Source organism: Methylacidiphilum kamchatkense Kam1, assembly GCF_007475525.1.
GTDB classification, from domain to species: Bacteria; Verrucomicrobiota; Verrucomicrobiia; order Methylacidiphilales; family Methylacidiphilaceae; genus Methylacidiphilum; species Methylacidiphilum kamchatkense.
In genome coordinates this window covers 39,435-60,125 of sequence record NZ_CP037899.1, presented here as the reverse complement: position 1 = coordinate 60,125, position 20,691 = coordinate 39,435, and the positions used below count along the sequence as shown (strand labels likewise).

Genomic DNA, 20,691 nt, shown 5'->3' with positions numbered 1-20,691 from the left:
AAGAAAAAAAATAAATATTATATATAAATATTTTTGATTTTTCTAAATTCTTCAGCTTTTTCTTTCATCCCCTCTAAAAAGGCATCGTCTGTCGTCAGCTTATTTTTTTCCGCGTATTTTAAGACTTCTTCGGTGATTTTCATTGAACAGAACTTAGGTCCACACATCGAACAAAAATGGGCATGCTTGGCCGCAGGCTGAGGTAAATTTTCATCATGGAAAAGCCGAGCTGTTGGGGATCAAGACTTAAATTAAATTGGTCTTCCCATTGGAAATGAAACCTGGCATAACTCAAAAAGTTATCCTGTAATTGGGCCCCTGGAAACCCCTTGGCTAGATCAGCCGCATGAGCCGCAATTTTATAAGCTATGACCCCAGTTTTGACATCCTCAAGATTGGGTAACCCTAGGTGTTCTTTAGGAGTGACATAGCACAACATAGCACAACCAAACCAGCCAATCATTGCTGCTCCAATGGCACTAGTAATATGGTCATAACCGGGCGCAATATCCGTAGTCAACGGTCCAAGGGTATAAAAGGGAGCCTCAAAACAATGCTTAAGCTCTAAATCCATGTTTTCTTTAATCAATTGCATAGGAATATGACCAGGCCCCTCAATCATCACTTGCACATCATGTTCCCACGCCTTTTTAGTCAGTTCGCCAAGGGTAAAAAGTTCACTAAGCTGAGCCGCATCATTCGCATCCGCAATGGCTCCTGGTCTTAACCCATCTCCTAGCGACACACTGATGTCGTAGCTCCTTAAAATTTCACATATTTCATCAAAATGCGTATAGAGAAAGTTTTCTTGATGGTGGGCTAAACACCACTTAGCCATAATGGAACCTCCCCTACTAACAATGCCGCAGAGTCGATTGGCTGTATAAGGGATATATCTCAAAAGGACTCCAGCATGTATGGTAAAATAATCTACTCCCTGTTCGGCCTGTTCGATCAGGGTATCTCTATAGATTTCCCAACTCAATTCCTCAGGAATCCCCCAACCTTCTCTAGCGCTTGATAGATGGGAACAGTCCCGATAGGCACAGGGCTAGAACGAATAATTAGCTCACGAATTTCATGAATGTTTTTTCCCGTGGAAAGATCCATGACCGTATCGGCTCCCCAAAGAATAGCCCAAACCAGTTTGGCTACCTCTTCATCCATCGATGAGCTAATGGCAGAGTTTCCAATGTTCGCATTTATTTTGACTCTAAAATTACGGCCAATAATCATCGGCTCCAGCTCTGGATGGTTAATATTAGAGGGAATAATCGCTCTGCCCGAGGCAACTTCTTTCCTTACAAATTCTGGAGTTATTTCTTCTGGCAACGATGCCCCCCAGGCCAATCCAGAGTGCTGGCTATAAAGTGGGCCTTTGCCTTGGCGAAGAGAGCAACCTTTCCTACCTAAATTCTCTCTTATGGCTACAAACTCCATCTCTGGAGTAATAATGCCTTTTTTGGCATAATGCAGTTGGGTCACTCTTCTTCCAGCTTTGGCACGTAAAGGCTGACGCTTTTTTAACAAAGGTAGCTTTTGAGCCCCATTTTTCAGCAAAATAGCAGCTTTATCTTTGACTGATACCCATCCATTGTCTTCAGGTTTAATTGGCCTGCCTTCGTAAGGTTCGCAATCCCCTCTTTGTTCTATCCACTCGGCTCGCAAAGGAAAAAGCCCACTGCCTATTTCTACTCCAGCAGAAAGATCTGTATAAGGTCCAGAAGTATCGTAAGCATAAAAAAATGAATGATCTGTTGCTTCACCAGAACCATTATGAGCAACCTTTATTTCTCTAAAGGGAACGTTTACCCCTCTATTTTCCCCTTGGACATATATCTTTTTGGAATTTGGGAAAAAAGACAAAAGGAAGGAAGAAAGTTCTTTCCCTTTTGAAACAATATCCAAATACGTCAGTCGACTACTGTTTTGAGCCATTGTTGCTTCCTCCTTTCAGAGGATAGCCGAACAGGAGATAAGAGCATAAGAACAGTGCATATCCTTTCCCTCCGCCGGCATTATCCGGATCAGGTTCATAGGGTCGTTCTCCTCGATCAATAGAGAAGAACCTCTCAGCCATTAGGCTCCCCATGGATCACTTAATACTTATAACTAAAAAAAACCTTTTATCAACTGTTATTCCTCTATGCTTATCTTTTTTGGGATAGTCTTCAGTTAATTCTTCTTTTTTTAAGTTTCTAGCTCTTTTTCCACACAAGCGTAAGCAGCATGATTATGAATGCTTTCCATATTCTCGGCTTCTACTCGGTACCAGAGGATATCTTGATTGGCATTGAGCCTAAGAGCCACATTCCTCACTAAGTCTTCTACAAACACAGGGTTATCGAAAGCCAATTCGGTAACATATTTTTCATCGGGTCTTTTAAGAAGAGAATAAATCGGACTACTAGCCGAGGCTTCAACCATTTCTATGACATCTTCAATCCAGATCGTTTGAACAAATCTAATGGCAACCGACACATACCCTCTTTGGTTATGAGCTCCCCGATCACTGATTGCTTTTGAACAAGGACACAATGTGGTCACGGGAACAGTAACCCACATAACAAAATCCGTCTCATCAAGATAGGCCGCTGCTTCAAACCTTACCTGATAATCAACTAGGCCTTTTGAACCAGTCACCGGGGCAATTTTTTCAATGAAATAAGGAAATTCCATGATTACATGGGCAGTTTCCGCATGTAATTTCTTCTGGAGTTCATGGACGATCGAAAAAACATTACAGACATGCACCATCCGACCATGCGCATTGAGCACCTCAACAAATCTGCTCATGTGTGTGCCCTTAAAATGATGCGGAAGATCCACAAGAAGCGATACGGTAGCCACTGTATGTTGGCTTTCGAAATTTTTGTCTCGTACTTCTATAGGATACCTTAGACCTTTAACTCCTACTCGGTGTATTTTGATTTTTCTATGATCCTGTTGACTCTGACAATCAGCTAAAGAAGCAGACAATGAATTTTTCATAAGAGTAGAAAACTTTAGGCATTTCGAAAAGTATATTTTTTAGATAGACAAAGCAATACTATTTTTATTTGAACAGAAAGATTGAAAACGTCCTTTTTTTTGGACAATTTTTTTTAGACAAATCACTAAAAAAAAATACATTCTTAATTCCTGAGGGCAGATAGCTCAACGGTAGAGCAGGTGCCTTTTAAGCACTTGGTTCAGGGTTCGAATCCCTGTCTGCCCATTGACTTAGTTCTTCTAGTCATATAGCTGTAAAACCATTTTTTGGAAATTCAATAACACTTTGTATCCAGAAAAGAGCCTATTTCCAATGATGCCACCTATAGGTATTTCTTCTCTTTCTTCTAGAGCCGATGGAAGTTGAGTCAAAGTTTCGCTTATTTTCTTGATTGCTACCGGACCAAATGTCAATGAGCTTCTAGCAGCTCCTGAAAACCCAAAAAATGTACTCCTATATTTTTGATTAAATTCCAATGGGTACCCTCCTGACCCAGTGTCATAAATAAAAAAAACTTCCTTCGACTGAATACTTCCTTTTACTAGTAGAAGTCCTTGAGGGCTAAACAAAAAAGGAATTTCAGCCAATAATTTTGACCCAGATAGAAAGGCAGTCCCTAGCTCCATAGCCGTTTTTGAAATGACAATCTTCTTTGTTTGATAATCAATGAGTATATTGAATCTTGACAGCAAATCTGTTCCCAATACTCCATGAAAGCTATTCTCTGCATCGAAGGAAAGGGGCTTTAGCTTTTCGATAAGCATTACCGGAACATTTTTAATTGCAAAAGAGCCGATACATAAAATTGGGAGCGTACTCAAAGCTCCCTGAATCCTTTTTCCATTGCTTAAAATCACTTCCGATGTGCATCCTTCTTTTAGTCCAACAGCTTCTGCCACTTTTTTATCCACAATAGATGTCGAAGTCCCTGTATCGATGAGAAAAGCAAAAAAATGGCCATCAATTTCTATCGGAACGACTGGATAAGAGGTGTCAAGTAACTGACAGGTTGCGATTTGAAAAGGAGTCGCACACTCAAAAGGTTGCTTTATCCCCAGATAAAAACGGGCTAGATCGTTCAAATGGGCTTGGTGCATCCAAAAGATTGCTCCCCTTCTATCGTTTTGCCTAAGAGATGCTATGGCCAAAAGTTCACAAAGCTTTGCATCCTGAGGAGAGAGAGAATAACACATTTGAAAAAATTTTCTGGCTTCTCTAGTCCGATTCGAATAAAGAGCTAAAAATCCTCTGGCTTTGTAAGCCTTTAGAAGCTCTTTTTTGCTTGCCAAAGACTTATATTGTTCTTGATTTACTGGCAGATTTTTACAAAAAGAATTTTGAAAGAATGAAATTTTGAAAAGAAGAATAACAATACCTACCTTTGTCATCACCTTCCAGGAAAATAAACCTTTTTTTGAGAATATATTGCTATTGGGATGATAAAGCCCTTTCTTGTTATTCTTTACATGCAAAATCGATCTTTTCGATCGATACACTTTAAGGCCGGTTAGTTTTATATGAAAAAAGACCATAATCACTACCAGTGGGCTGCTATTTTTGATTGGGATGGAGTCCTTGTCGATTCAGTCAAACAGCATGAAAAAAGTTGGCGCATGCTTGCAGCCGAACAACACAAAGAAGTTGCACAAGATTTTATGAACAAGACATTCGGCATGAAAAATGAAAAAATCATTTCCGAGTTTCTTGGCTGGACTCAAAATCCCGAAGAAATTACCCAACTTTCAAAGAGAAAGGAAGAACTTTATAAAAAAATTGTACAGGAGGAAGGCCTTTGTCTTATTGATGGAGTCAAAGAGTTTCTGGATCGTTTAAAACAGAAGCATATTCCCATGGCTGTTTGTTCTTCGACAACAAAAACCAACATCTTCTTCGTATTAGAAAAACTAGGACTCAAAGAGTATTTTCCCGTTATCGTGGGTGCTGAAGAGGTCAGGGAAGGCAAACCTCATCCTGCCCCTTATCTAGTAACAGCTCAAAAATTGGGCTATGTGCCCAGCCGCTGTGTAGTGTTCGAAGATGCCCCTGCAGGAGTTGAATCTGCAAAAAAGGCTGGCATGAAAGTGATCGCTTTGACTACTACAAGACCTAAAAACAGCTTAGAACATGCTGATCTAGTAATTTCTAGTTGGAAAGATTTGTCTTTAGAAACAATCGATGTTCTTTTTAATGATGTCTCTCAGCAATAGAAGGAGACGACCATCTTTTTATTTCATACATCCTTGTGAAAAAAATATTCATTCTACTCATTTTTTTCTTAAGCTTTTGTCGCATTGGGAATGCTGCAGAAGGGATCTGGATAGATCTAAAGACTGGAGCAATTGTAAGTCAAAAAGAACTAATAGAAGATCTTTCCAAGGCTCGAATTCTCTATTTGGGCGAAGTACACACTCTCCATAGCCATCATAAAGCCCAGCTTGAACTTTTAAAACTTCTATACAACAGGCACATTCCTCTGGCTTTGGCGTTGGAATCCCTCGAAGCCAAGGATCAAAAGATAATCGATCAGTTTATAAATGGTCAGCTCTCTTTCAAACAATTTTCAGAAGCCATTCAATGGAAGAAGAAATGGCCTAACTACTTGGATTACAAACCACTTTGCCTTTTTGCTCAAAAACATCACATACCTCTGATCGGTATAGACACGACTCATTCTATTATTTCAAAAGTAGCAAGGGAAGGCTATCATTCCCTAGCAAAAAAAGAACAAGCCGCATTCCCATTGGCCACCATACCCCCGTTATATAGGAGATTTTTAACTCCCTATCTTTCGGTCCATGCTTTTATGGATAAACAAAGGATTGCCTTTGCTATAGAAGCACAAAGACTTAGAGAAAGCTCTATGGCAAAGCACATCCTAAGCTTTCTGAATTCTCCTCTTGGTTCTAAAAGAACCATGTGTGTCGTCACAGGGGAGGTCCACGTCCGTTATGGTCTTGGCATTCCTCAATTGACACAGCAATTTGCTCAAAGAATCCTACTTTTTGGTTCAAAAGAGCCTCTACGGCTCTCTAAAAAAGAACAGCAAATAAGTAAGCAATTAGTGTTAGATCACCAAAGCTTTTCTTTTATTCCCTCCACCGTAGCCGATTATTTTGAACTCTTAGCGTTTTGATGGATTAGAGTTTTCGTATAACCAATTGCTGGCAAACTATAGAGCTAAAAGAACAATGTTAACGCCTATTTGGAGGAAGCCTAGAGGTGTAATCAATTATCAATTGGAAATGGCTGTGTTCTTAGCTAAGTTTCCATTTCACAACTATCCTCTCTTGCCTAAAGAATGCCCATGGCACTCTATCCTATCTCTTAGAGCCGTATAGAGCCGTATATGCTTGCAAACGTAAAGCATCCAAAAGCCTTCTTACTTTTCTAAAGTCAGTAATCACTGATTGGAAAGCAGCAGAACAACAGGAGAGTTAATAAGCCCAATGAGGAAATGATTCCTTCCTGACGCCTTCAGGCATCCTTAAAATGCTCTGAGAGAGAAATTATTTTTTTTTTAAATATCGGAATCTTTAGACTGGCTTGGTCTTTGGTAGGCCAAGAACCCTATCCCCTTCCTTCCATTTTCCTTGCTTTTTCAAAATATTAATCCGCTCATATCTTTTAAGCACATTTCTTTTGGCTGCTAACATGGAACCACTTCGGTAGCTTCTATGTTGAGACATCTTACTCTCCCATTATACTTGTTTATCAATTAAAGAAATTCTTCTTGTTTGATCAAGAAGACCTGCTTTTGGATTTACATCCTCCCCAAAAAAACTTTCATCTAGACCAATCTTCGTTCTTCACGTACCCTTCTCAATCTCTTAGATTTCTGATCTCAGACGAAGTCCCCATTGAATCCCTAAGGAGAGCTTATCATAATTAGGGTATCAATTTTTGTCAAGAAATAACCATGAAGAGATTGCTCGTGAAGAATTCTAAAGAGACCATTAGCAGGAATAAGGATAAGTCAAATTCTTAACAATACCAATTAGACTAAAAACTCTTAAGTTAAAAAGAGCCTCTCTTCTCCTAGCTCTATTCCATTTTTATGGATATCTCGAGTAAGTAACGAATAAGTTTCGAAGTCCGCTTCTAGCCGAGAAAAAAGTTCAGCCACAAGCCTATTGGTTAACATTTTTTTTGTCGTAATCCTACCGAAAGATTCAATTTTCAAAAAATCTCTGGCAATGATGGTCTCACACTCAAGTTGTCCTTTAACTATAAGCTCGTAACTAACCACTTCCTTTACTTTGGCAGAAGAAAATCGATTAACAATTACCCGCGGCGCAACGACTATTCCTTTGACAACACTCTGCGAGAAAAATTCCACTTCTTCCAAGGCTTTAAAAGAACATTGCATTATCCCCCTGATTCTTATTCTTCTTCCTTGTACAGTAGGTCCCGCATATTCCGATCCAGCCTCAAAATTAACATCTCCAAGAGTCGATATTTTTCTTTTTATCTTTCCTTTTAGGCAAAGATTTTCCACATAAAGATAGGCCCCACAGAAAGCACAACCGACAGAAAGGGCTTGAGCATAAATTTTTTGAGAGTTTTGACAGTAAGGGCAGGTAATTTCACGCGTCTTGGAGGGAATAGAAGGAAGAAATGAAACGGGGTCTTTTTTTGTAGCAAGCCCAATATAATGGTAGCATTTCTTACAAATAGTTGACAACGCCCATCTGGATTCAACTTGAGAATGTCCACAAGCAGGACACCTAATAAGTTGCGTTTTACTATCTAATCGCTTGGAACTCTCTGGTTGCATTAACTATTTAGCTTGTTTTTTCCGATTACTATTCTTCCATTTATTGTAGCTCCCGAATCTATCTCAATGGCTTGCGCATAGACTTCTCCTTCGATGACCGCTTCAGAAAGTATTTCCAACTTTCCTCCAACTCGTATTTTCCCTTGAATATGACAATTGACAATCGCCTTATCCCTCACCCACAATTCTCCTTCCAGCGAAATATACGGAGACAAAATGGTCACGTCATCTTTGGTCTGCATCTTTTGCTCCCACTCAAAAGGGATTTTTTTATAAATTCGCTATATTTTTAATGTAGTTTATTTCGCTATGATAAAAAGGAAAGAAAAAGCTATGGAAGGCCAAAGAAGTTTTTTTCAAGATCCAGCTAATAGGCAGTGGTGGATTCATCAATTATTAAGCCTTCGAGAAAATCCTCAAAATTTCGAATCATTAGCTTTTAGATTATATGATTTTCAAAGGAAACATTGCCCTCCCTATAAAACTTTGATGGAAACTATTTCAAATCGCATTTCTTCTTGGAAAGAAATTCCCGCCATTCCCCAAGAACTTTTCAAAAAAGAAACCATCTTTTGTTACACCGTTGAACAGGCAGCAGGCTATTACCTTACCAGTGGCACCACCTCTGGAATCCAAGGAAGACATTATTTTTTAGATCCATTGATTTATAAGGCTATGTCTTTACAGGGAGCTAACGAAGCTGCTATCCCTATCAATACAGCATGTCTTCATTTCCTAACAGAATCTCCTCATGAAAATCCTCATAGCTCCCTTTCTGCAATGTTTTCTTTTTGGGCAGAAACAAACCCTTTCCCGTCCCATTTTTGGATTCAAAACAAAACATTTTGCATTGATCCCTTTCTCCAAAAACTCAGTTTGGACATTTCAGCCGGCAGAAAAGTTGGAATCTGTGGAACGGCTTTCAGCTTCGTTTTACTCATGGAAAAACACCCTATATCTTTATCGCTTCCTCAGGGCTCTTTTATCCTTGAAACAGGGGGGATGAAAGGAAAGTATAAAGAGATCGACAAAAAAGAATTTTATCAAAAATTATCTTCTTACTTTGGGATCACACTCGACCATATCTTCAGCGAGTATGGGATGACAGAATTATCTAGTCAGGCTTATTCCAAAGGAACTAATGGGACATTTTTAGTCCCTCCATGGGCCAAAGTTTTGGTTATCGATCCTAGAACAGAAAAAGAATGTCAAGTCGGTCAAAAAGGTTTGGTCCGTTGGATAGATCTTGCCAATGTCGATTCTGTTCTTTGCATACAAACTCTCGATATAGCAATAAAAACTCAAGAAGGATTTTATCTTATAGGAAGATCTAATCATGCTCCCCCAAGGGGTTGTTCTTTAAGCATTGAAGAAATGGCCTTTTTTGAAAACACCCATCGTTAGCACATGCAAACTTTGGAAAGAATTGAAATGCTTGATGCAATTTGCAAACTTTTCCCAGAAATTGGCTTCAGAGGAAAAGAGGATCTCATCCGGCTTGTGGAACTGGAATTAAAAAGTTTAACTGCTTTGGATGACTTCTTTGAATATGGACAAGCGAAAACCAAGGCTATCGCTCCACGACAAATATATCATGTACTGGCAGCCAACTTATACGTAGCTGGTTTTCAAAGTGTTTTACTTGGGCTACTGGTAGGCTCTTTCAATGTTGTTCAGTGTCCCAAACCGGTCACAGAATCACTCTTAAGGTTTATTTCTTTCCTTCCAAAAGAGTTGAAAAATCAAGTCGAACTTTGTTTTGCATTCAACCAAAAAGCCTTTGAACAATCCGATTGCATTGTTGTTTTTGGTGGGAATCGGACAATTGAGCATTTCAAAGCTCTAACTCCTAGTGACAAACGATTTATCGGCCATGGCCATAAAGTCAGCCTAATTTGGGTAGGCACAATCGAAAACATAAACAGAGAAAAAATAACCCTAAGCGCTAAAGATATCAGTCTTTTTAGCCAGTTAGGCTGTCTTTCTCCTCAATCAATGCTCATCGAAGAGACCACACCAACCAACACCATTCTATCTTTTTGCGGAGCTCTTGCGGAAAGTCTGAGTCAGACAAGCTCAGAAAAAGGCTTTGATATTAATATGGAAGAACTCGCAACTATTAAACAACTCCGGGATTGTTCAAAGGCCCTGGGTTGGACTGTATGGGAAAGTAGCCTAACAGAGATTAATCCCTGGACGGTAATCCATAGAAGATCCAACAGTTTTGAACCCACTTGTGGCTATCGAACCATTTATGTTGACAGTGTGGACAAAACAAAGCTAAAGGAATGGCTGAAACCTATCCAGGGTATGATAAGTACGGTAGGTGTTTTCGAAACAATTCCAGATGATATTGTTAGGATTTTTATTGACGCTGGGGCCACAAGATTTTGTTCTGTAGGACAAATGCAAGAGCCTTCGGCATTTTGGCATCATGACGGAAGGAATAGGATCGAGGATTTAGTGAGATGGGTTGACTGGGAAATCCCGAATTAGGATGTAAAGTCATGAGCTATGTTTATAAACAATTTTTGGATCAAAAACTTTATGTTTTTCAGTAAATTCAAGTTCTTCTTTGCTTCCCGCTTTTAGCTTTCTATAAAAACAACTTCTATAACCAACATGACAGGAGGCACCGCCATCGACTTTCACTTTTAAAAGTATGGTATCTTGATCATCATCGATGAAAATATCCTTCACGTGTTGAAAAAATCCCGATTCCTCTCCTTTGACCCAAATTTTTTTTCGCGATCGGCTATAATAAGTTGCCAACCCTGTTTCTATTGTTCTTTCCAAAGCCTCTTTATTCATGTATCCTAACATAAGCACTTCCCCAGTTTCCGCATCCAGAGTGATACAAGGCAAATACTCATGAAGATCAAATCGTGGCAATAATTTATTTCCTTCTTCAATTTCGTAAACCGTTGGCTTCATAGAATAACTGACTCCGCTTTATAAGCTTTACATTAAAACTGTTATTCCTTTTTTTTTACAAGACTCTATTCAAAAATCTTAACGCAAAAAACTTCTTTGTCGAAGTTTCTACTCCTATGTCTTTTTTGTACCATAATTCCTACAGTTTTAGCAGATCAACTTGTTTTCTATTTAATTTTTCTCTAAACAATACATGTCAGACGTTTCGATGCATTCTATTTTTTGTCTCCAATTGCTAGAAGAGGCCTATAACCGCGAAGATGATCTAAACATTCGGCTATGGCTTCTCCCAGAAGCATTAAACATTCGGCTATGGCAGAGGGCTTGCCCGGTAAATTAATGATAAGGGAGCGTTTTCTAATTCCAGCAACTGCTCTTGATAATATTGCCGTCTTTACTTTCTTATACGACTCCATTCGCATGATTTCGCCAAAGCCAGGCAATTCCTTCTCTAAGACAAGCCTTGTTGCTTCGGGAGTAACATCTCTTGAAGATGGCCCTGTGCCTCCAGTTGTGAGAACTAGAGGACAGTCCAGTTCATCAACAAGCCTCAAAAATTCGGAAACAAGCAAATTTTTTTCATCAGGAATCAACACAGAAATAAATTCTACGGGTTCAGCAAATAGGCTCATGATAACTTTTTCGATTTCAGGACCACTTTGATCCTTGTAAATACCCGCATAGGCTCTGTCACTTAATGTAATACGGCCAATTTTCATTCCTTTTTTTTCTCTACAAGTTTGATTTGACCCATGACCATTGATTTGTCAACCGCCTTACACATATCGTAGAGAGTCAAAAGGGCTACTGAGACCATAACAAGCGCCTCCATCTCCACCCCTGTCTTCGCAACTGATTCGGCCCTTGCGACAACTCTTATTCCGCTTTCTTCGATCTCAAAGTGTGTATCCGCATAAGAAAGGCCAATAGTGTGGGCTAAAGGTATGAGTTCCCCTGTTTTTTTAGCTGCCATAATCGCTGCAATCTTGGCAACGGTGAGCACATCTCCTTTAGGCATAGCCTTAGCCCGCAAAAGGCCAATCGTTTCTTGAGAAAGCGTTATAAAGCCTTCAGCAATTGCCGTTCTTTTTTGTATAGCTTTGTCCGTCACATTAACCATTCTGGCCTCTCCTGATGGAGAGAGATGGGAAAAGCTGGACTCTCTACTTTCCTGGCTTGCTGGCTCCATAAATCAGGCTGCTTTTTCAATAACTGAAAGAAATTCAATTATTTTAAATACAACAAAACCCCCAAAAATGTTTTTAGTTAAATAAAAATTTTCCCATAGAATATGCATTATGCTTATTTCATGCAAAAAGAAACTGTTGGCTATCGGACCTATCCCAGAAGTAAAGAGCAAAGAGAAATTCTATCGCATTCGTATTATTCCAAACGTGGTTCTATTCGTACTGCTCCTTTTGTGTAGTTCTTCCTTGTTGCAAGCAGCTGAAAAAACTTCCCCCAATTATTCTATTCACTACGATGGATACGCTCGTCATATTCCCTCTTATACCTTGATCGATCCCTTAGGGAAAAAGCATTCCATAAATCAGTTTCTAGGAAAAATCACTGTCTTTATCGTTTCCGTACCCAACATGACTCAGGGTAAAAAGCAAGAAAAATGGGCTCGACTGCTTGGAGAGGATCCTAAAACAAAACTGCCTGATGATGTGGCACTGATCTTAGTTGAAGACATTTCTCACGCAGGGTTTTTTAAAGGATTAGCTCTTTCCCACATTAAAAAAAATTTTAATGAAAACTCTCGTCCCTTCCCTGTGCTCGACATGAACGGCATGTTAACCCATGATTTTGGAGTTCCCAAAAACGCCACTCAAATCTTAATCTATGATAAGTCTGGAAACCTTTATCAAGTTGAAAAAAATCTCGATAATATCGATCTAACTCTAAATAGAATTCACAAAGCGATCCAAAAACTAGAAAGGGAAAAAAAACACTTTACCAACTCCTCCACTTGATCGTATACCCCAAGTGCCCCAACGGTTAGAAAGAGGATGTAATGATCCAACAGGACTGAATAAGAAAAACACCACAGGTTTTAGATATTTTGATACTCAATCTATCTGCTTTCCAAAGAAGCCAACTACCAAAGCGGCTAGGGTGCAAGAGTTAGTAGCTTAAGCGTTTAGAAAAATTGCCGAGCTAAAAAAGGCAGAACTGCTTCTTAGAATATAGAAATAGACTAAGATTTAGACTAAGATTTGCGTTCTGGAACCTATTAACCCTGCAGACAACAGTATGGTGTAGAAGAGAAAGAAGCCTTGTTTTTCAAGAGAAATTTCATAAATTTTGAATATGACTGACTTACATATACTCTCGAACCAACTTAGCGAACTCAAACAGAGATTATTTTCAGTACGGGGGTTTCTTTGACCCTACGCAGCTTGAAGCAGAACTTCAAGCTATAGAAAAAGAAATGACTGAACCGGGTTTTTGGCAATCAAGCGAAAAATCAGAAAAAGCGATATCTAAATCAAAAGAGCTTAAGGCAAAACTATCCGATTATTACACCATCCTCAGCAGATTCAAAGATCTAGAAGCTCTCTTCGATCTTATAAAGGAAAGTGGAGAAGTTTCCCTTCTAGAAGAATTAGAGAGAGAAATAAAAAATTATTCTGATTTGCTCGATTCAGTAGAAGTCAAACTCATTCTTTCTGATCCATTGGATCAGAAGAATGCTATTCTATCAATCCATGCTGGAGCAGGAGGGACAGAAGCGTGCGATTGGGCTGCAATGCTTTTGCGAATGTATCAGCGCTATGCAGAAAGGCATGGCTATAAGGTAAGTCTTGTCGATATTCTTCCTGGAGAAGAAGCAGGGATCAAATCCGCAAGCATCTTAGTTTCGGGTAATAATGCCTATGGTTATTTAAAAGCAGAGCGCGGCGTGCATCGTCTTGTCAGGATTTCCCCTTTTAACGCTCAAGGGAAAAGACAAACTTCCTTTGCTTCCGTCGATGTTGTTGCAGAAGTTGACGAAACCATCGACATAGAAATCAAAGAAAGTGATTTAAAGATAGATGTGTTCCGCTCCAGCGGCCATGGAGGTCAAGGTGTCAATACAACTGATTCGGCTGTTCGGATTACCCATTTACCTACTGGATTAGTTGTGGTATGTCAGAATGAACGCAGCCAATTACAAAATAAAGCCACCGCTTTAAAGATCCTACGTTCTCGGCTTTATGAACTAGAAAAAGACAAAAAAAGAGCCGAAATGGAAAGAATTTACGGACAAAAAGGAGAAATAGGTTGGGGAAGGCAGATTCGATCGTATGTCTTACAACCATATAAGATGGTTAAAGATCTGAGGACTGGAGAAAGCAGGTCTCAGGTAGAGGAAGTTCTTGACGGCGATCTCGATTCTTTTATCTGGGCGTATTTACTAGGGAAAAAGAAGGGGCAAGAAGAAAGGGAAATAGAGGAAACTTGAACCCCGTTTCGATTATTTTAAAATGATAAAGATTTTTCATGTTACTCAAGTTAAGGATTGAAAACCTCGCCCTCATTGAAGAGCTAGAATGGGACCTTGTCCCGGGACTCAATGTTTTAACTGGAGAAACCGGTGCAGGCAAATCGATAGTCATCGACTCCTTAAAGTTTCTATTGGGAGAAAGAGCTTCTCCGTCTTTTTTAAAAAATAAAGAAAAGCCAGGCATAGTTGAAGGAGAATTTCAATTATCAGAGACTTTCTGGACCAGGATTTCTGATCTTTTCAAAGAAAAAGGATTGGATGAATTAGATAGCTCTTCTTTTATTTTGAGAAGGGAAATCCGGCCTTCAGGATCGAGTCGGCAATTCATTAATGGTGAACTCATTCCGCTTTCTCTTTTAAAAGAACTAGGAGATAATCTGATCGATGTTCTTGGTCCTCACGATCATCAATCCCTTTTCGACAAAAAAATCCAATTAAAGCTCCTCGATACTTTTGGCTCTTTAAACGAGGTATCCCATCGAGTAAAAACCCTTTATGAGAATCATCAAAAACTGTTGAAGAAAAAAAATTCTCTTTCTTTAGAAGAGCTGCTCAAAAAGAAACAGAGACTTAACGAGCAACTGCAGGAGATTGTCGCTGCCAATCTTATTCCAGGAGAAGAAGAAGTAATCGACCAAAAGCTAAATCTAGCTAGAACCGGCTGGAAAATTTATGATTGTCTTGGAGCAATTCGTGGTTTGCTTTCCCAGAACAATCCCTCTATTCTTTCTTTATTATCTTCTCTGCATAGGCACCTTTGCGCATTGGAGAAATTTGATCCTCAAAAAGGCTCTCTAGCAATAGCCCTGGAACAGTCAGCAGCTCATGATTTGCTAGAACTCGATAGATTAATCGAAGATTATTTTTCTAAAATAGAAATAGATCCAGAAGCACTCGAAAAATTAGAACAAAGAAAAAATTTCCTAGAGCATTTAAAAAGAAGGTATGCTTTGCAGATAGATGAATTAATCGATTATAAATCTAAAATTAGCGAACAATTAGCCAAAATAGAGGAAGAGGAATCTTTGGTCCGAAATATCGCTAAAGAAGAACTTCAACTTTTGGAAGCACTTCAAAAAGAAGCCTTGCATTTAAGTTCCAAAAGAAAAAAAACAGCCGATGAATTAATCGCTTCTATTCAAACTGTGCTCCAATCATTGGGTTTTGCCCGGTCAGGATTTTCCATAAGTTTTGATAGCAAAGAAAAGGTTAGTCCTTCTGGTCAAGACGAAATAGAATTTCTTTTTTCCCCTAATCCAGGCATTCCATTCAAACCATTGAAAGAAATTGCCTCAAGTGGAGAAGCAGCTAGAGTCATGCTGGCCCTAAAAGCAGTCTTTGCACGAGTCGATCCTATTCCAATACTTGTTTTCGACGAAATAGACGCTAACATAGGTGGGGAAATAGCCTGGAAAGTAAGTTCTTTATTGAAGGAACTTTCAATAAACCATCAAGTACTGTGCATAACCCATCTTCCATCCATGGCTGCCGGAGGGGATGCTCATTTCAAGGTTATAAAAGAATCGGAAGAAAATGTTACCCGAGTTCTATTGAAGGAACTTGTTGAAGATGACCGTTTGAAAGAAATTGCAAGAATGCTTGGAGGAGAAAACGAAGAAGCAATAAGACTTGCTCGCAAACTACTTTCCGTAGCCAAGGGGAACAAAGAAGAAAAGAGCCTAGAAAAATTACTCCAATAGTAAGAGAAAAAAACGAATCCTTGCCATGAACCTAAGAATTTTCCTATTATTATATGCAGAATGGCTACCGATTCACTGAAAGTTTTAACGGACAAGTCTGAAGTTTTTTTAAAAAAATTTGAAAATGGAATAGGGAAATTCTCTGCAAGCGCTTTAAATAAGCATGTGGCTTTATACGGTCATCTTTTGCAAGAGGCTAACTCCATAGCCAATGAATTTTCTCAATATCTTGACAACTGGTCTTCTTTTCAAAACACAGAGGAAGAATCCTCCAAAAAAGAGCTTGTCACCTCAAAGATAGGTCAATGGTTTTCCCTTTATGGTAAGATTGCAAGCCATGAATTGTATTTCTCTTCTTTAGGCAGAAATGGAAATTGTGAAGGGAAAATCAAAGAACTTCTAGAAATCAATTTTGATTCCGTAGTCCGATTCAAGCTAGATTTTAAAATTAAGGCACTTTATTCTACAGGCTGGGTCTGGTTGGTTTTGGATCATTATACTGGTAAACTCTTTAATCTATCTTCTAACAGGGAAGATGCTTTTCCTTTTTCAGGTATGAGTCCTCTGCTAGCTATCGATCTTGCCGATCATGCCTATGAGCCAGACTTTGGTTCAGACAAAGAAGGTTACATTGAAGAATTTTTTAACAATCTTGACTGGAAGGAGATAGAAAAGAATCTGCCTATAATGTAATTTTATATTTTAAATAGTTATTAGATAAACAAAGGACTAGCTGTTTTGTGGAAAACCACAGTGATTGTCTCAGTTCCCATTCTTGGAGGGAAGGGGGAAGTATTATTTTAATTTGAGGAACGAACAAAGAGATAAAGCTGCTTACCTCTGATTCAAAAATCCACTTACCTCAATCTGCACATTTGCTTCTTTTTATCTATCAAACTCCTAGCCTTTGACTTGCTTCCCGAAGAGTAAGAGCTAGCATGGAGTCGTTGAGCATCCATTAATGACCTATCAATCCACCAAAGTTATAGAAAGAGAGAACTCTCTGGCGCAGCTCAAATTTTCTTTTTCCATATCAGCTGCTTTCAATTTGAAGAGGATATCGATTGAATCCTAAGTCTTTTGTCAAGGTCAACTCAAAGAATAAAAGAAAACATCTCCCAAAAATCTCTGATTATGGGTTTTCTTTATGAACCTGCATTTCAAGTGGCTGCGTCGCTTCAATAATCTTTTTAGCCCGTTCAATCTCTTCTTCAGTGCCTCGTATAACAAGAAGATATTTTCCAGCTTTGAGATGTTCTTCAAATTTTAAAATATGTTTTTTTTCTATCCCCAAGCCAGACAAAAATCCAAGAGCTGCTCCAGCAACTCCACCGGCAACCAATCCCTCTAATCCTCCAAGTAAAGCTGCTGAAAGAGGACCAGCAACGATCAATGGACCAAATCCAGGCACCCAAACAAAGGCTGCACCTACAAGGATCCCAAACAGTCCGCCAACCCAACCCCTATAGTAGCACCCGTTTTGGCTATATCTCCAGCAGTGACGTATCCGTGAACTTTTCTTTCACTGGATAGATCTTGAGCTAGAATAGAAACCCTTGTAAGAGGGAATTGATTTTGCTCCAGGCTCTTTAGAGCCTTTTCAGCATCCTCTAACGAATGATAGACAGCACTCAAGGAGATATCAGGCATGCATCATTTCTGTATAATCTCTTATAAATTAAAACAAGCTTTTTTTATCTATTTCAATGTCTTTAGTCTTCCTTCTTCTTCTCTTTGATGAATTTTTTTGACAACCCATAACATGGCTTTTGGAATGATCAAATAGCTAAAAATAGAAAAAATCAGAAGAAACTTCCAAAAAAGAGTAAATGCAGGACACGAAACAAGAAAAAACCCGCTAAGCATCATCATTAAGGCAAAAACAAAAGAAAAGAGTTCCCAAAAGAAAGATCCTTTCAATCTTCCAAACGCATAAAAAAATGCATACAAGCCCGCCGTAAGAACAAAAGTCAAGCTGGCCAAAAGCATCCTTAAAACGGAGTCAGCACTCATAAGAAAAGGTCCTATTGCTGATGAGTGGCCTTTCTTTTACCAATAGTTAATAAATCAGTGACAAGTAATAAATAACAAACAAAAAACATAATTCCAAATCCCATGCGCCAGATCATGGACTCTTTAAACCAGGGATGCAACTGAGCATCAATGTAGGCTTGCCATGTCGAACCACCAACGGCTCGTTCGATAAATGTTTGAGCAAACCCAGCCACAGTTAATGGAGCAGTAATGCCCAACATAGCCAGAATCAAGCCAATAAAAACCCATTTCCAAAGGGTTCCATCAAGAAGGGATTCCTCAGGCAACCGAATTCTTTGAAGAGCCGTATAAATGATGGCAAGATTCGTGGCAACATATGCACCAAAAAAAGCAAGATGTCCATGGGCTGCTGTCAACTGTGTGCCATGACTATAAAGATTGATTTGAGGCAATGTATGCATAAAGCCCCATACCCCTGCTCCGATGAAATTCCCAAAGGCTTGTGCCACAATCCAAAAAAAAGCAGGTTTATTAATTGTTTTTAACCTGTGGACTCCCGCATCATAGACTGCATGAACGATCATTGCAACGAGAGGCAAGGGCTCTAGGGCAGAAAAAAAGCCTCCAATGCCTAACCAATATTCTGGAGCACCTATCCAGAAATAATGATGTCCTAGTCCTAAAATTCCTGTTCCAAAAATAAGGAAAACTTCTAAGTAAAGCCATCCTTCAACAATTTTTCTTGGGGTTCCCAGAACAGCCATTAGCACCCATCCAACAAGTACTCCAACTAGCACTTCCCAGGTTGCTTCAACCCAAAGATGCACCACCCACCACCACCAAAATTGATCTACCGAGATATTGGGACTGAAGAACATGCCTGCAATGTAAAATCCAATAATGGCAAGCAGGTCCACTATTAATACCCAAAGTATTCCCTTTAGTTTCTTGGCTTTCCAGATAGAGGCAAAAACATTAAAAAATATTATCGAAAAAACAGCCACTATGCCAATATCAGCCCATCTTGGCGCTTCAATATACTCTCTGCCTTCAGTAATAAACCAAAGCGTTAGCATTTCTCCTTTGCCTATTTGTACAAGCAAAAAAACCAGCACAACAATACTGACAGCTGCTATCAGCACTATAAAAGCGATCTTGCCAAGAAAAATGCCTACAACCTCTCTTTCTGTTTCTAAAGGTAAAAACCAATAGATTCCCCCAATGAAACCAAAAAGCAACCAAAGAATCATTGAGTTAATATGAAGCAGCCGACAAATAGAGAAGTTTAGGAATTTATGGAGAAATTCAGGCTGGATATATTGATAGGAAATAATCAGTCCAAAGATAAGTTGGACTCCAAAAAGACATATAGCTACGATCCAATAGCCAATGGCTAATTTTTGTGATTCATAAAGACCCTTGCTTTCTTTCATTTTTAACTTTGGGAATCAAAAAGTAGCGGCTGATTTGCCAAAATGATCCGGAAACCCGTTTGTATCGATAGCAGACATGAATTTTAGATAGCCAACAACTGCCTTGGCCTCCTCTTCTGTCAATTTCAAATTGGGCATTCTTCTTTGCCATGTCCCATAATATTCAGGGTTCTGCAGCCATTTAGCCATAGTTTCTTCTTTTGTAGCCACCCCTATCATTGGTTGGATCATTGTCTGCCATTTTGGATCAAGCCAAGATTTCGTAAGATCAGGTGCAAAATAGGCTCCATTGCCTAAAAGAGTATGACAGTCCATGCAATTTCTACTCTGAATCACTAATTTGCCTTTAGTTAACAGTTGAGTCGCTTCTTGTTCTGACCATTTTTTCCCGAAAAACAATTCTTCTTCCCCTATTGTTGGCATGTAGCGCTTTTTATCTGGATCATATTCAAATCCAATTTTGTGATTGATAACGGTTGGAGACGGTACTCGAGCTGAACCAAATGAAATTTTCTTTAAGGTATCAAAAGTTAAAAGCCAGAGAACAGAAAACATTACCAAAGAACTCACGATAGCAAACACTCCCCAAAAACCTGGTTCTAACCAATTTTTCCCTCTAACAAATATGGCTGAGATCACTACGACAAGGACAATCGAAAAAAGAGTGATTTCTAACCACCCAAATTTCATAAGAAAGGAGCTAACACAACAGACAAAAGAAGACAAGATTCCTTTTCGGACTGATACTCTCAGCAGAGAATAGTAAACCGGAAGGATGTATGGTTAGATATATTTTTCATTGTGAATTCTTTCCGTTCTTGAAGAAAACAACTAAACTAGGCAAACTATGGCAGATATCTTCGAACCACCGATGAACGGCGATAGCCCTGAGTTTTGGCTGAGGTTAGCATTTAAACTAGCAAAATATGGTTCAGAACAAGGAGAAGGCGGCCCATTTGGAGCAGTTGTGGTCCTTCAAGGAGAAGCGATTGGCTTAGCTCATAACGAGGTACTCTCCACTCAAGATCCAACCGCACATGCTGAAATTCTTGCGATTCGTAGAGCAGCCAACAAACTTTACAAATTCAATTTGAATGGGGCTATCATTTACTGTAGTTGTGAGCCCTGTCCTATGTGTCTTTCGGCAATTTATTGGGCTGGGATCAACAAAATATATTTTGGTTGTTCTGCAGAAGATGCTCAAAAAATTGGCTTTCGAGATGTTTTATTGTATGAGGAACTTAAAAAACCATCCAACGAAAGACAACTGCAATCTTTTCAACTATTAAGAGAAGAAGGACTAGCTATTTTAAAAAGCTGGGAAGAGTCCCCTCTAAAAGTCATTTATTGACCTATATTTAAACACAAAAGGC

General features: G+C 39.1%; 22 protein-coding genes, 1 tRNA gene, 1 pseudogene and 1 riboswitch. Of the genes and pseudogenes, 10 read left to right on the top strand and 14 right to left on the bottom strand.

Annotation, left to right across the window (positions count from 1 at the left end; genetic code table 11):
- Positions 1-17: 17 nt before the first annotated feature.
- Both thiC and folE2 read right to left on the bottom strand, forming a co-directional pair.
- A pseudogene (gene thiC / locus kam1_RS11165) lies at positions 18-1,938 on the bottom strand (phosphomethylpyrimidine synthase ThiC).
- A 48-nt stretch (positions 1,939-1,986) separates the two neighbouring features.
- A riboswitch (TPP riboswitch) is annotated at positions 1,987-2,101 on the bottom strand.
- An 89-nt stretch (positions 2,102-2,190) separates the two neighbouring features.
- Entirely contained in the window at positions 2,191-2,991 is an 801-nt protein-coding gene (folE2, locus tag kam1_RS00280) for a GTP cyclohydrolase FolE2 (protein WP_039721549.1), read from the bottom strand.
- Positions 2,992-3,145: 154 nt separating this feature from the next.
- Here folE2 and kam1_RS00275 point away from each other — a divergent pair.
- Positions 3,146-3,217: transfer RNA gene (locus tag kam1_RS00275), tRNA-Lys, on the top strand.
- Between the two features lie 14 nt (positions 3,218-3,231).
- Here the strand turns inward: kam1_RS00275 and kam1_RS00270 are convergent.
- Entirely contained in the window at positions 3,232-4,380 is a 1,149-nt protein-coding gene (locus kam1_RS00270; RefSeq protein ID WP_172616744.1) for a retropepsin-like aspartic protease, read from the bottom strand.
- Between the two features lie 129 nt (positions 4,381-4,509).
- Between kam1_RS00270 and kam1_RS00265 the strand changes: the two genes are divergently transcribed.
- Together kam1_RS00265 and kam1_RS00260 are read left to right on the top strand one after the other, a co-directional pair.
- Positions 4,510-5,199, top strand: coding sequence for an HAD family hydrolase (locus kam1_RS00265; protein ID WP_039721547.1), 690 nt, complete (start codon positions 4,510-4,512; stop codon positions 5,197-5,199).
- Between the two features lie 35 nt (positions 5,200-5,234).
- On the top strand, positions 5,235-6,125 hold the full coding sequence (locus kam1_RS00260) for a ChaN family lipoprotein (protein WP_039721546.1): 891 nt from the start codon (positions 5,235-5,237) through the stop codon (positions 6,123-6,125).
- Between the two features lie 400 nt (positions 6,126-6,525).
- Here kam1_RS00260 and kam1_RS00255 read toward each other — a convergent pair whose 3' ends face one another.
- From kam1_RS00255 to kam1_RS00245, 3 genes are all read right to left on the bottom strand, one after another.
- A complete protein-coding gene (locus kam1_RS00255; protein ID WP_079199499.1) occupies positions 6,526-6,678 on the bottom strand; it encodes a small basic protein in 153 nt (50 codons plus the stop codon).
- 323 nt (positions 6,679-7,001) lie between these two features.
- A complete protein-coding gene (locus kam1_RS00250; RefSeq protein WP_039721545.1) occupies positions 7,002-7,766 on the bottom strand; it encodes a Zn-finger protein in 765 nt (254 codons plus the stop codon).
- A complete protein-coding gene (locus tag kam1_RS00245) occupies positions 7,766-8,008 on the bottom strand; it encodes a bactofilin family protein (protein ID WP_039721544.1) in 243 nt (80 codons plus the stop codon). The genes kam1_RS00250 and kam1_RS00245 overlap by 1 nt, the downstream gene beginning before the upstream one ends.
- A 91-nt stretch (positions 8,009-8,099) precedes the next feature.
- Here kam1_RS00245 and kam1_RS00240 point away from each other — a divergent pair, with 91 nt between their 5' ends.
- Entirely contained in the window at positions 8,100-9,170 is a 1,071-nt protein-coding gene (locus kam1_RS00240) for a LuxE/PaaK family acyltransferase (protein WP_235277291.1), read from the top strand.
- Between the two features lie 3 nt (positions 9,171-9,173).
- Positions 9,174-10,262, top strand: a complete 1,089-nt coding sequence (locus kam1_RS00235; protein ID WP_039721542.1) for an acyl-CoA reductase — start codon at positions 9,174-9,176, stop codon at positions 10,260-10,262.
- A 9-nt stretch (positions 10,263-10,271) separates the two neighbouring features.
- On the opposite strand, the gene hisI is transcribed toward kam1_RS00235, so the two are convergent.
- The 3 genes from hisI to moaC all read right to left on the bottom strand — a co-directional run bounded on the left by hisI (position 10,272) and on the right by moaC (position 11,889).
- Positions 10,272-10,700, bottom strand: a complete 429-nt coding sequence (gene hisI / locus kam1_RS00230) for a phosphoribosyl-AMP cyclohydrolase (RefSeq protein WP_039721541.1) — start codon at positions 10,698-10,700, stop codon at positions 10,272-10,274.
- Between the two features lie 215 nt (positions 10,701-10,915).
- Positions 10,916-11,419 carry a molybdopterin adenylyltransferase gene (mog, locus tag kam1_RS00225; protein WP_039721540.1) on the bottom strand — a complete coding sequence of 168 codons (504 nt, stop codon included), beginning with the start codon at positions 11,417-11,419 and terminating at the stop codon, positions 10,916-10,918.
- Positions 11,416-11,889, bottom strand: a complete 474-nt coding sequence (gene moaC, locus kam1_RS00220; RefSeq protein ID WP_039721539.1) for a cyclic pyranopterin monophosphate synthase MoaC — start codon at positions 11,887-11,889, stop codon at positions 11,416-11,418. Before moaC ends, mog begins: the two co-directional genes overlap by 4 nt.
- A gap of 109 nt (positions 11,890-11,998) precedes the next feature.
- Between moaC and kam1_RS00215 the strand changes: the two genes are divergently transcribed.
- From kam1_RS00215 to kam1_RS00200, 4 genes are all read left to right on the top strand, one after another.
- Positions 11,999-12,676, top strand: a complete 678-nt coding sequence (locus kam1_RS00215; protein WP_143958139.1) for a hypothetical protein — start codon at positions 11,999-12,001, stop codon at positions 12,674-12,676.
- Between the two features lie 341 nt (positions 12,677-13,017).
- On the top strand, positions 13,018-14,148 hold the full coding sequence (prfB, locus tag kam1_RS00210; RefSeq protein WP_143958138.1) for a peptide chain release factor 2: 1,131 nt from the start codon (positions 13,018-13,020) through the stop codon (positions 14,146-14,148).
- A gap of 38 nt (positions 14,149-14,186) precedes the next feature.
- A complete protein-coding gene (recN, locus tag kam1_RS00205) occupies positions 14,187-15,890 on the top strand; it encodes a DNA repair protein RecN (RefSeq protein ID WP_039721535.1) in 1,704 nt (567 codons plus the stop codon).
- 60 nt (positions 15,891-15,950) lie between these two features.
- Entirely contained in the window at positions 15,951-16,583 is a 633-nt protein-coding gene (locus tag kam1_RS00200) for a Fe-Mn family superoxide dismutase (RefSeq protein ID WP_039721534.1), read from the top strand.
- 439 nt (positions 16,584-17,022) lie between these two features.
- On the opposite strand, the gene kam1_RS10190 is transcribed toward kam1_RS00200, so the two are convergent.
- Genes kam1_RS10190 through kam1_RS00180 form a run of 5 tightly spaced genes read right to left on the bottom strand, consistent with a single transcriptional unit; the run spans position 17,023 to position 20,008 of the window.
- Positions 17,023-17,301, bottom strand: a complete 279-nt coding sequence (locus kam1_RS10190; protein WP_216363792.1) for a DUF1269 domain-containing protein — start codon at positions 17,299-17,301, stop codon at positions 17,023-17,025.
- Positions 17,302-17,318: 17 nt separating this feature from the next.
- Entirely contained in the window at positions 17,319-17,540 is a 222-nt protein-coding gene (locus kam1_RS10185; protein ID WP_216363791.1) for a general stress protein, read from the bottom strand.
- Positions 17,541-17,588: 48 nt separating this feature from the next.
- Positions 17,589-17,903, bottom strand: a complete 315-nt coding sequence (locus tag kam1_RS00190; protein WP_143958137.1) for a hypothetical protein — start codon at positions 17,901-17,903, stop codon at positions 17,589-17,591.
- 11 nt (positions 17,904-17,914) lie between these two features.
- Positions 17,915-19,318 carry a cbb3-type cytochrome c oxidase subunit I gene (locus kam1_RS00185; RefSeq protein WP_143958136.1) on the bottom strand — a complete coding sequence of 468 codons (1,404 nt, stop codon included), beginning with the start codon at positions 19,316-19,318 and terminating at the stop codon, positions 17,915-17,917.
- A gap of 15 nt (positions 19,319-19,333) precedes the next feature.
- Complete coding sequence (locus kam1_RS00180) at positions 19,334-20,008, bottom strand: c-type cytochrome (RefSeq protein ID WP_039721601.1); 675 nt, start codon at positions 20,006-20,008, stop codon at positions 19,334-19,336.
- A 157-nt stretch (positions 20,009-20,165) separates the two neighbouring features.
- On the opposite strand from kam1_RS00180, the gene kam1_RS00175 reads away from it, so the two are divergent.
- On the top strand, positions 20,166-20,669 hold the full coding sequence (locus kam1_RS00175) for a nucleoside deaminase (RefSeq protein ID WP_235277289.1): 504 nt from the start codon (positions 20,166-20,168) through the stop codon (positions 20,667-20,669).
- Positions 20,670-20,691: the final 22 nt, after the last annotated feature.

Coding starts and splice junctions, on each gene's coding strand:
- folE2 (WP_039721549.1), bottom strand. CDS start 2,991: ATGAAAAATTCATTGTCTGCTTCTTTAGCTGATTGTCAGAGTCAACAG.
- kam1_RS00270 (WP_172616744.1), bottom strand. CDS start 4,380: ATGACAAAGGTAGGTATTGTTATTCTTCTTTTCAAAATTTCATTCTTT.
- kam1_RS00265 (WP_039721547.1), top strand. CDS start 4,510: ATGAAAAAAGACCATAATCACTACCAGTGGGCTGCTATTTTTGATTGG.
- kam1_RS00255 (WP_079199499.1), bottom strand. CDS start 6,678: ATGTCTCAACATAGAAGCTACCGAAGTGGTTCCATGTTAGCAGCCAAA.
- kam1_RS00250 (WP_039721545.1), bottom strand. CDS start 7,766: ATGCAACCAGAGAGTTCCAAGCGATTAGATAGTAAAACGCAACTTATT.
- kam1_RS00245 (WP_039721544.1), bottom strand. CDS start 8,008: ATGCAGACCAAAGATGACGTGACCATTTTGTCTCCGTATATTTCGCTG.
- kam1_RS00240 (WP_235277291.1), top strand. CDS start 8,100: ATGGAAGGCCAAAGAAGTTTTTTTCAAGATCCAGCTAATAGGCAGTGG.
- kam1_RS00235 (WP_039721542.1), top strand. CDS start 9,174: ATGCAAACTTTGGAAAGAATTGAAATGCTTGATGCAATTTGCAAACTT.
- hisI (WP_039721541.1), bottom strand. CDS start 10,700: ATGAAGCCAACGGTTTACGAAATTGAAGAAGGAAATAAATTATTGCCA.
- mog (WP_039721540.1), bottom strand. CDS start 11,419: ATGAAAATTGGCCGTATTACATTAAGTGACAGAGCCTATGCGGGTATT.
- moaC (WP_039721539.1), bottom strand. CDS start 11,889: ATGGAGCCAGCAAGCCAGGAAAGTAGAGAGTCCAGCTTTTCCCATCTC.
- kam1_RS00215 (WP_143958139.1), top strand. CDS start 11,999: ATGCTTATTTCATGCAAAAAGAAACTGTTGGCTATCGGACCTATCCCA.
- recN (WP_039721535.1), top strand. CDS start 14,187: ATGTTACTCAAGTTAAGGATTGAAAACCTCGCCCTCATTGAAGAGCTA.
- kam1_RS00200 (WP_039721534.1), top strand. CDS start 15,951: ATGGCTACCGATTCACTGAAAGTTTTAACGGACAAGTCTGAAGTTTTT.
- kam1_RS10185 (WP_216363791.1), bottom strand. CDS start 17,540: ATGCCTGATATCTCCTTGAGTGCTGTCTATCATTCGTTAGAGGATGCT.
- kam1_RS00190 (WP_143958137.1), bottom strand. CDS start 17,903: ATGAGTGCTGACTCCGTTTTAAGGATGCTTTTGGCCAGCTTGACTTTT.
- kam1_RS00185 (WP_143958136.1), bottom strand. CDS start 19,318: ATGAAAGAAAGCAAGGGTCTTTATGAATCACAAAAATTAGCCATTGGC.
- kam1_RS00180 (WP_039721601.1), bottom strand. CDS start 20,008: ATGAAATTTGGGTGGTTAGAAATCACTCTTTTTTCGATTGTCCTTGTC.
- kam1_RS00175 (WP_235277289.1), top strand. CDS start 20,166: ATGGCAGATATCTTCGAACCACCGATGAACGGCGATAGCCCTGAGTTT.